15 protein-coding genes, 1 tRNA gene and 1 pseudogene are annotated in these 14,576 nt (G+C 64.5%); 10 read left to right on the top strand and 7 right to left on the bottom strand.

The genetic code is table 11. From position 1 onward, the window contains the following. Window positions 1-11: 11 nt before the first annotated feature. Window positions 12-1,058, bottom strand: a complete 1,047-nt coding sequence (locus ACFWPK_RS17990) for a fused (3R)-hydroxyacyl-ACP dehydratase subunits HadA/HadB (protein ID WP_378917095.1) — start codon at window positions 1,056-1,058, stop codon at window positions 12-14. Window positions 1,059-1,157: 99 nt separating this feature from the next. Beyond that, on the bottom strand, window positions 1,158-1,661 hold the full coding sequence (locus ACFWPK_RS17985) for a DinB family protein (RefSeq protein WP_378917093.1): 504 nt from the start codon (window positions 1,659-1,661) through the stop codon (window positions 1,158-1,160). 813 nt (window positions 1,662-2,474) lie between these two features. On the opposite strand from ACFWPK_RS17985, the gene ACFWPK_RS17980 reads away from it, so the two are divergent. The 4 genes from ACFWPK_RS17980 to ACFWPK_RS17965 all read left to right on the top strand — a co-directional run bounded on the left by ACFWPK_RS17980 (window position 2,475) and on the right by ACFWPK_RS17965 (window position 5,159). Beyond that, on the top strand, window positions 2,475-2,846 hold the full coding sequence (locus ACFWPK_RS17980; RefSeq protein WP_378917091.1) for a DUF4267 domain-containing protein: 372 nt from the start codon (window positions 2,475-2,477) through the stop codon (window positions 2,844-2,846). A 14-nt stretch (window positions 2,847-2,860) separates the two neighbouring features. Then, window positions 2,861-3,298, top strand: a complete 438-nt coding sequence (locus tag ACFWPK_RS17975; protein WP_378917089.1) for a DUF2871 domain-containing protein — start codon at window positions 2,861-2,863, stop codon at window positions 3,296-3,298. Window positions 3,299-3,477: 179 nt separating this feature from the next. Continuing rightward, window positions 3,478-3,831, top strand: coding sequence for a RidA family protein (locus ACFWPK_RS17970; protein ID WP_378917315.1), 354 nt, complete (start codon window positions 3,478-3,480; stop codon window positions 3,829-3,831). A 707-nt stretch (window positions 3,832-4,538) separates the two neighbouring features. Then, the gene (locus ACFWPK_RS17965) at window positions 4,539-5,159 is read left to right on the top strand and encodes a hypothetical protein (RefSeq protein WP_378917087.1); all 621 of its coding nucleotides are present in this window, start codon (window positions 4,539-4,541) and stop codon (window positions 5,157-5,159) included. A 180-nt stretch (window positions 5,160-5,339) separates the two neighbouring features. Here ACFWPK_RS17965 and ACFWPK_RS17960 read toward each other — a convergent pair whose 3' ends face one another. After that, window positions 5,340-5,750, bottom strand: coding sequence for a DUF4189 domain-containing protein (locus ACFWPK_RS17960; protein WP_378917085.1), 411 nt, complete (start codon window positions 5,748-5,750; stop codon window positions 5,340-5,342). Window positions 5,751-6,499: 749 nt separating this feature from the next. Here ACFWPK_RS17960 and ACFWPK_RS17955 point away from each other — a divergent pair. The 4 genes from ACFWPK_RS17955 to ACFWPK_RS17940 all read left to right on the top strand — a co-directional run bounded on the left by ACFWPK_RS17955 (window position 6,500) and on the right by ACFWPK_RS17940 (window position 9,326). Then, window positions 6,500-6,652, top strand: coding sequence for a hypothetical protein (locus ACFWPK_RS17955; RefSeq protein WP_378917083.1), 153 nt, complete (start codon window positions 6,500-6,502; stop codon window positions 6,650-6,652). A 272-nt stretch (window positions 6,653-6,924) separates the two neighbouring features. Continuing rightward, complete coding sequence (locus ACFWPK_RS17950; protein WP_378917081.1) at window positions 6,925-7,470, top strand: dihydrofolate reductase family protein; 546 nt, start codon at window positions 6,925-6,927, stop codon at window positions 7,468-7,470. Window positions 7,471-7,582: 112 nt separating this feature from the next. Next, window positions 7,583-8,335, top strand: a complete 753-nt coding sequence (locus ACFWPK_RS17945) for a hypothetical protein (protein WP_378917079.1) — start codon at window positions 7,583-7,585, stop codon at window positions 8,333-8,335. 73 nt (window positions 8,336-8,408) lie between these two features. Then, window positions 8,409-9,326, top strand: coding sequence for an arginase family protein (locus tag ACFWPK_RS17940; protein ID WP_378917077.1), 918 nt, complete (start codon window positions 8,409-8,411; stop codon window positions 9,324-9,326). A 4-nt stretch (window positions 9,327-9,330) separates the two neighbouring features. Here the strand turns inward: ACFWPK_RS17940 and ACFWPK_RS17935 are convergent. After that, window positions 9,331-9,461, bottom strand: a pseudogene (locus ACFWPK_RS17935) (glycine cleavage system protein T); the annotation flags it as partial. Further along, window positions 9,458-10,018, bottom strand: coding sequence for a TetR/AcrR family transcriptional regulator (locus tag ACFWPK_RS17930; protein WP_378917075.1), 561 nt, complete (start codon window positions 10,016-10,018; stop codon window positions 9,458-9,460). The gene ACFWPK_RS17930 and the pseudogene ACFWPK_RS17935, both read right to left, overlap by 4 nt. Before the next feature lie 111 nt (window positions 10,019-10,129). Here ACFWPK_RS17930 and ACFWPK_RS17925 point away from each other — a divergent pair, with 111 nt between their 5' ends. Then, window positions 10,130-11,851, top strand: coding sequence for an ABC transporter ATP-binding protein (locus tag ACFWPK_RS17925; RefSeq protein ID WP_378917073.1), 1,722 nt, complete (start codon window positions 10,130-10,132; stop codon window positions 11,849-11,851). A gap of 52 nt (window positions 11,852-11,903) precedes the next feature. Here ACFWPK_RS17925 and ACFWPK_RS17920 read toward each other — a convergent pair whose 3' ends face one another. After that, complete coding sequence (locus tag ACFWPK_RS17920; RefSeq protein WP_378917072.1) at window positions 11,904-13,511, bottom strand: ABC-F family ATP-binding cassette domain-containing protein; 1,608 nt, start codon at window positions 13,509-13,511, stop codon at window positions 11,904-11,906. Window positions 13,512-13,737: 226 nt separating this feature from the next. Then, the gene (locus tag ACFWPK_RS17915) at window positions 13,738-14,127 is read right to left on the bottom strand and encodes a hypothetical protein (protein ID WP_378917070.1); all 390 of its coding nucleotides are present in this window, start codon (window positions 14,125-14,127) and stop codon (window positions 13,738-13,740) included. A gap of 341 nt (window positions 14,128-14,468) precedes the next feature. Here ACFWPK_RS17915 and ACFWPK_RS17910 point away from each other — a divergent pair. After that, a tRNA-Pro gene (locus tag ACFWPK_RS17910) sits at window positions 14,469-14,542 on the top strand. Window positions 14,543-14,576 lie beyond the last annotated feature (34 nt).

Below are 14,576 nucleotides of genomic sequence, written 5' to 3'. Positions count from 1 at the left end.
CGACGGTGCGGCTATCGATCCGCGCACTGGATCACCGCTACGGCTCGTCCGAAGATCTTCCTGCCGTCCTGTTTGGCGGTGATGGCGATCGTCGCGGTCTTGCGGTCCGGATCGACAGCCTTCACTTTGCCCGTGTACTCGACCGTGGCTCCGCCGGTCGGGACGTAGACCGGGCTGGTCAGCCGTACCGCGTATTCGGTCACCATGCCGGGATCGCCGGCCCATGAGGTGATATACCCCGCGCCGATGCCGATCATCAGCATGCCCTGTGCGACAGGCGAATCCAGGTCCACCGACGCCGCCGCGTCGTCGCTCCAGTGAATGGGGTTCGGGTCGCCTGCCACACCTGCGTAATTGACCAGATCGCCGAGTCGCACGGTCACGATTCTCGGCGGAAGTTCGTCGCCGACGGCTATCGCGCTGAACGGCAACATATTCCGGCTTCGGTCTGTGACCCGACGTGGCTGATCGGGATGCTCGGGTGTGTGGAGTTGCCGTGGAATCGACGTGCCATGGCGGAAGTTCTGCATCAGCAGTCCGTCGCAGATGCGCGTGGCGGCGATGTTCACCTCCGGCCTGCCGACGAAGGACGTGCGTGTGGTGACGACTTCGTCGCCGTGCTGGTCGGTCACCGAACATTTGAATCCGAAGATTTCGCCGCCGAACGCTTTTCGGAGCGATTCGAACTCGACCTCGAAACGCAATGCGTCGCCCGCCAGGATCGGCCGGTGGATAGTGAGGGAGTGGTCGGTCTGCATGATCTGGCTGAGGTCGTAGCCCTGGACAACTCGATCGAACATCCCTATCTGGGCCAGAAACCCCGGTATCGAGATGAACGTCAACGGCGCGACGAGGCCGGTGTAACCGTGCTCGGCGGCCGCCTGCTCGGACCGGTGAACCGGATGATGGTCCTGAACCGCACGGGCGAACTCGCGGATCTTCTCGCGCCCGACGACATAGCAGTCGCTGGTTCGATAGGACTGCCCGAGCATCGGTGAGGACGTGGCTGAATCGGCGGGTGAATCGAGCAACCTGGAGTCGTCTGGAGTCGGGCGCACACCCCGCAAGATAGCCAATGACCAGCAATTCAGGCGATATTTGCCGTTCCTAGAGTGTCGCAAGGGCACGGGCCGCCGGTCGGCGACGAAACGATCGTTTCACGGGTGCGATTGCCGAGGCGAGAGCTGGTCGATCTGTTCGCGGAGGATGTCTCCGTGGCCCGCGTGACGCGCGAACTCCTCGATCATGGCGAGCAGAGTCCATCGCATGCTCACCGTCCCTTCGCGAGGATTGTCCTTGGTCTCGTCGAGGTCGAAGCGAGCGGCGATCACCCGTGATCGCCCGCTCGCGCGCTCGAATTCGGCGATCACCTCGGCCAGCGACTCGTGGTCGGCGACAACGAAAGTGCCCTCGTCCCGCTTCGAGTATCCATCGCATTCGGATTCGTCGAGTCCGCCCCAGAACCGCTGAAACCAGATCCGTTCCGCCGCGGCGGCATGTTTGATCAACGAGATCGGTGTCGTCAGCGACGCGACGAGCCGTCGGCGGGCATCGGCATCGGACAGCCCGCGTGCGGTCGCGATCAGCGCTTCGCGGTTGCGATCGAGCGTGTTCTCGATCATCGCTCGCTCGGCGCCGATGGTAATCGGGTTGGTAACCATAGACTTTCACTCCATTCTCTTGCTGATCGGCGATGCAGGGAACTGGCAGGGAACCGCTTCAACGACTGATCTCGGGTCGGCACCACACGTCCGATGCCGGAGGCGAACCAGGGGAGGGGCGAATCTGATGTGCTCGTCGCGGAATGCGCACTGAGGAGGTTGATGCGGGTCGATCTACACCGCAACCAAGACCGCCGAGCACCGAAGAAAACGATGCCGCCTGGCGCCAGTATGTCACACCGCTGATCCACCCGTGGACTCCGTTTGCGGGTCGCCGCCACTAGCCGCGGTCACCAGGGACGCCTGGAGTCCGTCCGCGGCGAGACTGCCGACGTTGTTTCTTCCGGAAGCGTTGGGCGCCAAGAAACTCCAGAAGCGGTCTAGGAGGTCGGCTAGGCGCGCGTTCGGTTGACGTGCCGGTCGTCTGTTTGCGTGCGAAGTCATGGCCGGAAGCAACCGCGAGCATCTTTGTCCTCAGAGTTCAGCGGAGGGCCGATGGCCATGGCGGGCTCACACATCGGGAAGCAGTACACCAGGGCTTCGACCTCGCCCGACCGCAACCGGTTCGAACCATCGCTGAGCTGCATCTCGGTACTCGAAGTCGTTCGGCGATCCGGTCGGACCTGTGTGCCTGCGATCATTGCCCGCTGGTTAACGACCCTTGGGTGATTTGTCGTTGATCACGGTTGGCGAACGCTCGATCATTGAACTTCGTACGGGAAATATTCAAAGAGGTCGGTTTTGACCTGGAGGTAGCGGCCGCCAGCAATTCACCGGCCGAACATCGCACTGTCTCGTCCTGAGAGTTGGATCATGCTCACCCCCCTCGCCTATGGCCTCGCAATCTTCCTCATCGTCTTCGTCCTTTTCATCGGAGCACGGTTTCTGCTGACCCCGGAATCCGCCGCCGACGGCTTCGGCGTACCCGCGAAGCCAGACGGAGACGCGGCGTACCTGACCGTCAAAGGATTGCGTGACTTCACCTCCGGCGTCATCGGCCTGGCGTTGATCATCTTCGCCAACGCCGATGCGGTCGGCTGGTACATGCTCGCTGTCGCGCTCATCCCCCTCGGCGACACGCTCATCGTCCTGCGCCACGGGGGAACAAAGGCCACCGCGTTCGGCATCCATTTCGCCACCGCAGCGGTTGTACTGATCAGTGCCGCTCTACTATTCATCGCCTGAATCCGAGGAATGTCGTGAAAAAGATCGTCAACGCGGCGCACATCTACATGATCGTCGGCCTTGTCTCCGGCCTCTACTACCGCGAAATCACCAAACTCAACGACTTCACCGGCGACTCCCAACTCGGGCTTGTCCACACCCACCTGCTGGCCCTCGGGATGCTGTTCTTCCTGATCGTCCTGGCGCTGGAGAAGCTGTTCACGCTCACGGCGGAAAAGCTGTTCAACCCGTTCTTCTGGACCTACAACGCAGGCTTAGCGCTGACCGTCACCGTGATGACCGTGCGCGGCACCCGGACGGTCCTCGGCCACGAAACAAGCCAAATCGCGGCTCATCTCGCAGGAGGCGGCCACATCTTTCTCACCGTTGGTCTGGTTCTGTTCTTCATCACGCTGGGCAAACGCGTCCGTGAAACCCCCGCGCCGATCCGATCCGAAAGTCTTGCCGCGTGAAAGACGCCGATCCGTGCCTGCGCGAGCCCATAGCAGCGACCAAAGACGTTGCAGCATTGACGACCCCCGTCCGACTCCAGTGGCCAGTGGTCAGTGGAAGCGGACATATCTACGAATCGAATGGAACTGATGTGGTAACACAACGAACGGCAATCAACCCGGTGACCTGGTCGGTGGAGATGGGATTCAACCAGGGAGAGCTCGTCGTCGGGCACACCCGGACCTTGTATTGCTCCGGGCAGACCGCAATGAGCAGCGACGGCAAGCCTCAGCACGCCGGTGATATGGCCGCACAACTGGCGCTGAGCCTGGAGAACGTGGAAGCCGTCCTCACAGAAGCCGGAATGTCCCTGGCGAACCTTGTCCGGCTCAATGTCTATACCACCGACGTCGACCTGCTCTTCGAACACTACGGCATACTCGCCTCGCGATTGGGTGCCGCCGGGGTAGCACCGGCCACCACGATGCTCGGAGTCACCCGGCTCGCGATCCCCGGCCAGCTGGTCGAGCTCGAGGCAACCGCGGTCGAGTGATATCGCCTCGTCTCGATATCTGCGCTGCAGGGTGCGGGTGCTGACGGCGAGGCGTCGGGCTGTGGCGTCGAGGTCGGGTTCTCCGTGTGGCAATGCCGCTCCGATGGTGACGCGTCCCAGAGGTAGTCCCATCCCTTCGCAACGTCGGCACGTCACCCAACCGCCGACCGCACCCGCCCCGTAAGATCAGACCCGCCAACCGAACAGCTTGCATCAAGCCTGTCTGCACGGCCGATTACCCGATCACGAACGCCCCACGCTCAACCGATCGTGGGGCGTTCGTCGTACCGTAAACCTTGTCCGAGGACGTGTTTCAGATCCTGCGTCAGCATCGCTGTCACGGTGATCGTTGTCGTCGCCCGCCCGAAGGTTTTGCGCCCGGCGGGCGCGCTGGAACCACACACTTGCTGGTTTGCTCACCAGGTGCGCCGACAGCTCACGGGTCCATCAGGGGCGCAATAGCATCAATCGTGTTGGCCACCAGCAGGTTCAAGGGCTTTCCGGCCGGAAATAGGGCGGGTTCGACACCGCCGCGCCGCTAGTTCAGTAGCAAAGGCGTTGGCGAGCCGGACTGTCCGGTTGAACCAGTGTCCAACCGGACGGTGTCCGTAGCCGGGGCCCTGTCGCATAGCGGGTCCAGTCACCGAGAGTGTTGCGACGACCGCTAGAACCCAAGGCCCTAGCCCGGGCGCTGGCATCATATGGCTATGTACGACACATCCTCGGCCGAGCGAGTGCGCCCGGGTCCGGCACGGAGCTGGCGGATCGCTACCGGCGTGGGTGTCCCGCTGCTCGGCGCGTGGGCTGCCGTTGGGCTGCTGTGGAATTCACTGACGAGCGGTTACCTCTTCGCGACGATAACCAGTGATGGGGATGGCTTTCCGAGCCTCGATATGGCATTACTTGCGCTGCTGCTGGCAATGGCTGCAGCGCTCGGGTGGGCAGTGCTTGCGATCATCGGCATCGTCCGCTACCGGAATCCCTGGCCGCACATAGCGGTCGCACCGCTCATCGCGATCGTCCTTGCCGCACTGTTGCTGTCGGGAGTGCCGGGTTGGCTGGGCTGGCGGCTCTCCGAGAACGCCCTGCGCGACGCTGCGGCACAGTGCACCGCGCAGCACACCCGGATCGGTGTGTTCTACGTTGAGGAGACCCACCCGACCGCGGGAAACGGCTGCGTCTTCCAGCTCAGCGACAGGCTGTACTACGGCGCCAATTTCAGCTACCTTCCGCGGGGACCACAAGCTGGGGCACGAATTGACGGTGCAATACAGGTTCACTTCGAGCACTGGCGCGGGCCGTGGTATCACACCCACGTCTCGACCTGACCGTCCGTATGCCGCGCCGGGTGAAGCGGCGTCCGTCAATAGCTCACGGGCCATGACCTGAGGTGTCGACTCCCTGTCAGGATTGAGCTGACGACCTTTCGCTACAAGGCGAGTGCTCTACCACTGAGCTGCGGAGCGGTGTCAGCCCGACATTTTAGCGAGGACCGTGCGGGAACTAGATCAAGGCCGGGTGCAGGCGTGGTCGCCATTGAACGCGCCGGCGCTTCCGGTGCCGGTGGGGAGGTTGCGGGTGGCGTCTGCGTATGCCTCCCCTGGGTTCGCCCCTTTACCGAAGCCCACGATCGGGAACCCTGCGACGATCGCGAGCGGACTCGTCACGACTGCACCGCAGCCGTTCGCGAACGTCACCACCATCCGGCAGTCGATGATGCCCTGACCCTTGCACGCTCGGTCGGCGGCTCGAATGGCGTCGGCTTCCGTCGGGTGGTTGACCGAAAACGCGTAGACGTTGCCCCACACGCTGAGGGAAGCGGCGCCCCAGTTGACCGGGTCGGCGGCGGCGGGCGGTGCCACGAGGACGGCCGCGGCGCCCACCGAGAGCGCGGCGGCCGCAAAGGACTTGTTGAACATGTGGTGTGTGCTTCCTCTGCGCGCCGACCGGGGTGCGGCGATCGCATGGAAGATACCGCAGCGCATGGACGCGAGGTCGCCCCAAAAGTCTTGGGGTCACGGCAAAGACCGTCACGAACTGCGGCGTTCGTGACGGATCTGCCGAAACCGATCTGCCCGCCAAACGACCGGAACGGCTGGGAGCCGATTCCGCTCACCTCCGGCGACGAATCGAATGCCATCAGCCAGTCGCGCTCCACCCAGACTCGTAGCCGACGTGCGAACCCGTCGTCGCCGACCACCACGATCCCGAGAAGTTCTTCTGATTACGAACGACGGAAACCTCCGCGCCGGGTCAACCCTGTCGAAACGCACTGCCACGCAAGCCAGCAGAGGCAACCGGCAACGACCACCAGCATCCGGATCGCCGAGACCCACGACGCGGCAATGATCCTCCCGGCAGCGCGGTCGCATGACCGGCTGCCCGGCGTCCTTGACGCATCGCGCGAAGCGGAGTGTCGATGGCCGGCTGTGAGACGACGGCGCATGTAAGTGAGCGGCACGATGATGTTGTCGCAGTGACCTGGACGCTGTACTGAAGTCATGACGAACACCACCTCCCGTCAGCACCTCTTCCTTGTCACAGGCGGTACCAGCAAGACAGGTCGCCGCTACCACCTGACCTGGAAATCGACTGTCGCAGCGGCCGTCTGACTGGGCGACAGCCTTCCGCAACTTGCGCATATCTCGCCTCTGAACAGGACACTCTGATGAAGCTCTCCACTGCCGCCGCTGCGCTCACCGTTGGTGTGGCCACACTGTTCGTCGTGCCTGCCGCGAACGCGAACGCCCAGTCTCCGTCTTGTGCCAAGTCCATCGAACTGATCAACATCGCCGTCGAGACCTCCGGCGGCTGCTCCTGAGAGCCTGACCGTTGGTCCCCTGCCGGATCGGCATGCCGAGGGGTCGGCAGGGGATTCCCGCCGCATAGCGATCGGCGGAAACCATGATCGATGGTCGGCCGAAAACCTCTCGGGCGGTATCGAGAACGATCGACCTCCCAGACGATCCGATGAATCTGCAGCAACCGCACCGTCTGATCCTTTGACCGCGAACGACGCGGATCGCAAGAAGTCCACAAGCAGCGCCGAGTACGTTCCTCACGACGCTCGTGCCACTGATTCGGGAGAAAACCATGGGCAAGCTGATCGAATCCACGTTCGTCACGCTCGACGGCAGCGTCGACGCACCGCACGAGTGGAGTGCGTCGTATTGGGACGACGAACATGCCGCGTACGCTTCGGAATTGCTGTTCGCCGCCGATGCGCTGTTGCTCGGCCGCCACACCTACGCGAACTTCGCGCAGGCGTGGCCGAGCCGACCAGCGGGAGATCCTTACACCGACCGTATCAACGCCTTGCCCAAGTATGTCGCCTCCACCACCCTGAAGCCGACAGAGTTGTCCTGGAATGCGGAACTGCTCGACGGTGATGTCGTCGAATCCGTCCGGACCCTCAAGGCGAAGACGAGCGGCAACCTGCTCAAGTTCGGCACGGGGTCGTTTTCCCGGACATTGCTCGAGAATGCATTGGTGGACGAATACCGCTTCTGGGTTTTCCCTGTCGTCGCAGGTCCCGGCGCCCGGCTGTTCGACGACATTGCCGCCACCACACATCTGCGGCTGCTCGATACCACCCGATTCGATTCGGGCATCGTCGTGCACCGTTTGGCTCCGCGGTGACAAGGGATTCCCTGTGCATCGGCGAACACCAGGCGAAAGTTCTGCACCACCGATCGAGGTGCCCCGATGGTTGGATCCGCGAGCGAGTAGGTATCCACTGAACACAGCGATCGTGTTCTTTCAGGCGGGTGAACCACCGGATTGGCGTCCTGCCCTGGGTAAGACCGCTCTGCTGGCCGGTTCGCTCGGTTCCGGGTTCCTGACCTGCACGACGATCGAAGCGTTCTCGCCGGTCGAACTGGCGCGGCCATGGGTGGATTTCGGTGTCTGCGTGGCCCTGCTGGTCGTCGTCACGCTCGTGGTCTCGTTTCGGTGGTGGCGCCGAGATCGCCGACGCGTGAACGCCATTCGTGAGCTTCTCGCCACCGGCCCCATCGTCCTCGCGCTGCCCTTGGTACTCATGATGATCGACCGGCATCGCGAATTCCCGCTCAATCCGTTGAACGAGGAAGTGTGGTGGCAGCGGATCGAGCACGAAATTCGCCATCGAGTCGCCGAGGAGAAGGTGACAACCGCCCTGGCCTCGGGCCGCGCTGCCACGATCGAAGTATCTGAGGCGGATCGGGCAGTCCGACAGGCGTTGCGGCATGAGCGACTCGGCGAACTCGACGCTGCCGAGAAGCAGTGGCGGATCGCCGCGGTGGCGGGCAACGCCAAGGGCGTGATCGGACTCGCGGCAGCACTGCGCGCCCGCGGTGAGGTCCACGAGTCCCTCGCCTGGACTCACCGGATGCAGGTGACCGGACTGGACGACATCCACTTCCTCGTCGACCGCAATCGTGGGATCGACCCCGAACTAGCCGGGTTCATGCGCCTGCTCGCCGACATCGTGACCGACATCGACAAAGGACAGAAGAGACCATGAGCACCGATCGTGCGGCCTTGGGCAATGTCTTGGCTGATGACATCGGTCCGGTTGAGGTGCGACGATTGATGTCATGGTTGCGGTGGAGCTGGTTGGGGTTCCCTTCGACGGATACGGCCGGTCGGGCCATCAGGCAGCCGCTGCCGCGGCGTTGCGTGGGTCCGGTCTCGGCGCCGCCTTGGCGGCGTTCGAGGTCGTCGAGCGTGACGACATGGTGCTGCCCACTGGGAGCCCCGAGCGGGGAACGCAGACTTCGCTGATCAACGAACCCGCACTGCTGGCCATGACCGAGGAGGTCGGCTCCCGGGTCACGACAGCGGTGACTGGTGGACGCTTCCCGCTCGTGTACGGCGCGGACTGCACCACACTGCTCGGCACAATCCCAGCACTTCGTGCTGACGGACCGGTGAGCGTGCTGTTCGTGGACGGGCACGAGGACACGATGCCGTTGGACGTCTCCGAAGACGGTGAGGCCGCCAACACCGAGATCGGCCTGCTGCTCGGGCTCTCCGGGCATCTGATGGAAGGCCCCTTGTCCGAGCGACTACCCGCGCTCGGCCGCGACGAGCTCGCCCTCCTCGGCCCGCGTGACGGTGGCTGGCGTCAGCAGTTCAACGTCGGCTCGCTGCGTGACAGCGGCGTCTGGATGCGCGACTGGCAGGAAGTCGCCGCCGCACCGGAGGACCTCGCGCGCTCGGCGGTGGACCACCTGAAACAGAGTGCCCGACGCTGGTGGCTGCACGTCGATCTCGACGTCCTCGACCCCGAACAGTTCCCGGCCCAGGGCCTACCTGACGTCGCCGACGAACCGCACGGCTTGACCTGGGACCAGCTCACCCGCGCGCTGACCGCCGCAGTGGCATGCGGAGGATGTCTTGGCTGGAGCCTGGCTATCTACGACCCGGACCAGGACCCTGACCGCTCCGACGCCCAGCGGATCGTCCGTCTCGTCGCCGACACAATGGCGGCGCTGCCGGAGACCGCACTCTGAGGCATACCGCGGGATGCTCGGCGACGGTGCCGACGTAGGGCACCGGCATCTCCCACCGCCGAAGGGCGCGAACATGGCGCCCAGTTCGACGTGGACGTCGTGGATCCGTCCTTGCCGCAGGGTTTTGTCGGTCACCTGGGCGAGCGTATCGCTTTGCGCAGACTCGTCAGCGCCTGTGTCTGCGCATGCATGCGGCCGGCCGACCCACGGTTGACGTGGTCGACGGCGGCATACAGCAGCGCCCACATCATGTTCAGGATCCACGAGGCGTCGAGCTCTGCGTCGATCGAGCTGTCGTCGCGCCCCCGTTCTATCGCCGCGATCGCGGCGTCGTCGGACAGGCACGACGTGGTCTCGTCGTATACGCCTGACGTGAAGAAGATGACCGTCAGGACATCGCTGAGTTCGAAGTACTCCTGACACAGCCGCAGGACCGCGTCGAGCCCTGTCCCGTCAGCCAGGCGCGCACGCTTCGAGGCGTCGGCCACGGCCTGTTCGGTGAGCCGCCCGACGGCAGTGATCAGGTCGGATCGTTCGGGAAAGTAGCGGTGCAGCGTCGTGCGCCCGACGCGCGCCTTCTCGGCGACTTCCGTCAGCGACGCGTTGGGCGATTTCGCGAACGTCGCCACTGCCGCATCGAGAATCGCGCGACGGGTGCGTTCGCGGGCACTGGTCTCTTCGACTTCCTCCACAGGTGCAGCATAAGGGAGATCCAGTCTGGATATTTGCTTTACTAAAATGGAACAATGCTGTTCCATTGAAGCGTGACGACGATTGCTCCTCCCATCGAAACAGCTCCACCGATGACCATGTCGAACCTGGGTGTCCTGATCGGCTATGCCCGACCGCACACACGCACCCTGCTGATCGGTCTCGTACTCGCCCTCGGCAGTTCCGCGACGGTGATGGCGACGCCGATGGTGACCAAATCGATCCTCGACGCTCTCGGTACGGGCGCGTCGATCATGGGCCCGACCTTCGCCCTGTTGGTGCTGCTCGTCATCGGCGCCGCACTCGGGTGGGGTTACTGGATCCTGCTCGGGACCGTCGCCGAGAACATCGTCTTCGACGCACGCACGACGCTCGTTCGACGACTGCTCGGCGCGACGGTTCCGTCGGTGCAGGCACGTCCCACAGGCGAGTTGGTCACGCGCGTCACGGCCGACACCTTGCTGCTCAAGGAGGCCGCGTCGTCGGCGGTGATCGGCATCATCAACGCCACCTTCCTGACGGTGGGCACCGTGATCCTCATGGGTGTGCTCGACATGATGCTCCTCGGCGTCACCGTGCTGGCCATCGTCGTCGTCGGCATGCTGTTCGGAACGCTCATGCCGCGAATTGCCAAGGCGGACGCGCAAACTCAGGAATCGCTCGGCCGCCTCGGCGGAGTGCTGGAAGGCAGCCTGCGTTCGGTGCGCACCGTCAAAGCGGCACGCGCCGAGCACCGCATCGCCACGCTGATCGGCGCCGACGCACGCAACGCCCGGACACACGCGATCGAGTCGGTGCGCGTCTCGGCAACGGCATGGACCGTCGCGTGGACCGGCGTGCAGGGCGCCATCATCGCGATCCTGGCCATCGGCGCCTGGCGCGTCGACAACGGTTCGCTGACCGTCTCGACGCTGATCGCGTTCCTGCTGTACGCGTTCACGTTGATGGGACCGATCCAGGAACTGACCACGCACATCACGGCCATGCAGTCGGGTATCGCGGCCGCCATGCGTATCCGGGAGATGGAGACGCTGCACTCCGAAGCAGACGTGGCGCACGAGCCTGCGCCTGCGACGACCGCCGAGCCCGACGCCGCCTTGCGTTTCGACGACGTCACGGTCCGCTACGCACCTGATGCACCGCATGCATTGAAGGGATTGACCCTGCGGATTCCCGCGACCGGCCATACCGCCATCGTGGGCCCGTCCGGCGCGGGCAAGACAACGGTGTTCTCGACGATCCTGCGATTCGTCGAACCCGACACCGGGACCATCTCGGTGGGCGGCGTGGCGTACCGGAACCTGACGATGTCGGAAGTTCGCGCGCGTATCGCCTACGTCGAGCAGGAATCCCCTTTGGTGCCGGGCACATTGGGCGACAACCTGCGGTTCCTGCGGCGCGGTGCCACTGACGACGAGGTGGCCGAGGTTCTTCGCCTGCTCCGCCTCGACTCGGTCGTCGCGGCCCAGCCGAAAGGCCTGGACACCCACGTTCGCGACACCGACCTTTCGGGCGGGCAGCGGCAACGGATCGCGATGGCACGCGCGATGCTCGGTGACGCCGACGTGCTGCTTCTCGACGAAGCGACATCGCAGATCGACACCCTGACCGAGGCGTCGATCGTCGAAGCGATCGCCGTGCGGGCGCGCACCCACGCCGTCGTCACGATCGCTCACCGCTTGTCGACCGTGCGGCACGCCGATCGGATCGTCGTGATGGACGACGGCAGCGTACGGGCGGTCGGGACGCACGACGAATTGATGCTCGCCGACGACCTCTACGCGCGGATGGTCCGCGCCGGTGGATTCGCCTAGGCGCGTGTTGTCTCGGCCACGGCGGTGGCGGGCGGCAGCATATCTACGCAGTTCACACGGAGGCCGACGCCTGTAAGGCGAGGTGGGTGCCTTCCCAGCGGCTGCGCAGTCGCCGGTCGTGGCTGACGACCACGATGGCTCCCGGGAAATGGGCGAGCGCGGTTTCCAGCTCCTCGACCAGACCTGGCGACAGATGATTGGTCGGCTCGTCGAGGAGCAGCACGTCGACGGGTTCGGTGACCAAGCGCGCCAAGGCGAGGCGCTGGCGCTGGCCGGTGGACAGGTCCTCTACACGCGTCGTGAACTGGGAGACGTCGAACAGGCCGAGTGAGAGCAGTTGGTCGCCGTGGAATTCTGGGTCACCCGGGCGATCGCGCGCGAAGGCGACGAACATCATGCGTCCGCGGACGGCGGGCGGCGGTTCCTGCGCGAGGTAGCCGATCTTGCCGGTCCGCGCGACGGTGCCGGTGTCGGGTGCGAGTTGACCGGCCAGCACGCGCAGCAGGGTGGTCTTGCCCGCGCCGTTCGGGCCGGTGATCAGCAGGCGGTCGCCCGCGGCGAGCGTCACGCTGGTCGGCTCGAGTCTGCCCGCGACGGAGATGTCGGTGGCCTCGAGCCCCGTCCCGTGTGTGCCCGCGGTCGCCAGGGTGGGCGCGAATCGTAGGGGTTGCGGCGGTGCAGGCACCGGGTTGGCGAGCAGGCGCCGCAGCCGTTCCTGCGCATTGCGAACCCGGCTGGCCACTGATTGCTGCACCCGTCCACCGGCTCGGCTGTAGGCCATCTTGTTGTTGTCGGCCATCGCCCGGCCCGGTGCGACCCTGCGGGCGGTAGAGTCGGCGGCCTCGCGGAATCGTTCGGTATCGGCCAGCCATCGCGCGTGCGCCTGCACCCATCGCGCTCGTTCGGCCGCCTTTTCCGCCAGGAATCCTGGGTAACCGTCGTTGTAGCGGACGACGCGCTGCCGATCCGCGTCGACCTCCAGCAGGCTGGTTGTCACCCGTTCGAGGAAGGCCCGGTCGTGCGAGACCGCCACCGTCGTGCCGCGCCGGGTGAGCAGGTGGTCTTCGAGCCAGGTCAGGGCGACGTCGTCGAGGTGGTTGGTCGGCTCGTCCAGTAACAGCAGTTCCGGAGCTGCCGCCAGCACCGCGGCCAGGCGCAGTCGGACCTGCTCGCCGCCCGATAGCTCGCCGATCGTGCGGTCGCGATCTACCAGGCCCAATCCCAGTCCGTGGAAAGCCTGTTCCACTCGCGCGTCGGCGTCGTAGCCGCCGTGATGTTCGAAAAGTAGTGTCAGCTCACCGTATTCGTCGATTCCGGACTCGTCGCCGTCGGCCATCGCGACCTCGAGGCGGCGCATCTGGGCTTCGACCGCTCGCAGCTCGGTGAGGGCTTGGTCGATGAGCTGCTGCACAGTGAGGTGCTGGGGGAGTTGCTCGTCTTGCGCGAGGTAGCCGACGCCACCCTCGGCGTGGACGACGATCTCGCCGCGATCGGGCTGCACCCGCCCGGCGAACAAACGCAGCAGGGTGGTCTTGCCGGAGCCGTTTTCGCCGATGATCCCGGTGCGCTCGCCGACGTCAAGCGAACATGTCACATCCGCGAGAACGGGATTGCCGTCGAAAGACTTGCTGACCGCGAGCGCGGTGATCTGGGTTGGCATGGCACACTCCGAAGCATTCGAGGACGACGCAGTCAGGGGACCGCGGGGTCGGGTGAAAAGCTCGGAAGAACAATCGGGCAACCTCGCTTGCGTACGACAACTGTCGCACCACGGTAGCAAGACGATGATGGCGGAGGATGCGGGCGGCGGCGTTGAGCGGGGCGACAAGCGGTAGGCCTGGTTCGCTGTCGATATGCCATTGACCGTCGTGGCCGGCTCCCATCGTTCATGAGGGCGCGACGAGCGAGGCTCCTGCTGTGGCACCGCCGTCCAGTACGAATTCCGAGCTGGTCGAAAAGGTGGATTCGCTGACAAGAAGACCGATCATCGCCGCGACTTCCTCTGGGCCGCCGAAGCGTGGAAGTGGCTGTCCGGCGGTGACTCTCGGGTCAATCCATGCGGCTATCGGGGTCCGGATCGGTGACTCTGACCCGATCCCGCCGAAATCGATGATGCCCGTGTTGTTCGCCAACGCCGCCAACGGGCCAAACGTCGCTTCAGGCCACTTGGTCGCGAATCCCTGGATGGCATTGCCGGAACTTTTGGCCGGAATCAATGCCGATTCATGCGCATCGCTGAGAACAGTCGTCTCGCGAAAAAGCTTGGTGCTGAGCACTATTGGGCATTGATGGGTAGGGTATGGACCACCGGACCGACCTGGTTGGCCGATGCCGGCGTGAGCCTGCACTTGCTCCAGAAGATCGCGGACCATGCCGACAGTCGAACAACTGAGCGATACCTACGCCCGGATCGGCGGGAGGTCACCGAGGCGGGCGACAAGCTCTCGAACCACCTTCGGTCCCGTTCTGGTCCCGCTCTCCGTGTGGTGGGATAACAGCTCCACCGCATCGCGGCCGAGGCTCCTTCTGATCAGCAAAAGGTGCATCTACCAGCCGATTAGTACCTTCGCCGAGAGGTGAGGTAATCTTTTCGAGCACCCGGAGACGGGGGCAAGAACGGGCTGTGGCGCAGCTTGGTAGCGCACTTGACTGGGGGTCAAGTGGTCGCAGGTTCAAATCCTGTCAGCCCGACAGTAGAAAACCCGCTCTGACCTCGGTCGGAGCG

The organism is Nocardia sp. NPDC058519 (assembly GCF_042719755.1).
Classification (GTDB): Bacteria; Actinomycetota; Actinomycetes; order Mycobacteriales; family Mycobacteriaceae; genus Nocardia.
Note: the sequence above shows the minus strand (reverse complement) of the source record. Positions and strands in the feature narration are given on the sequence as shown.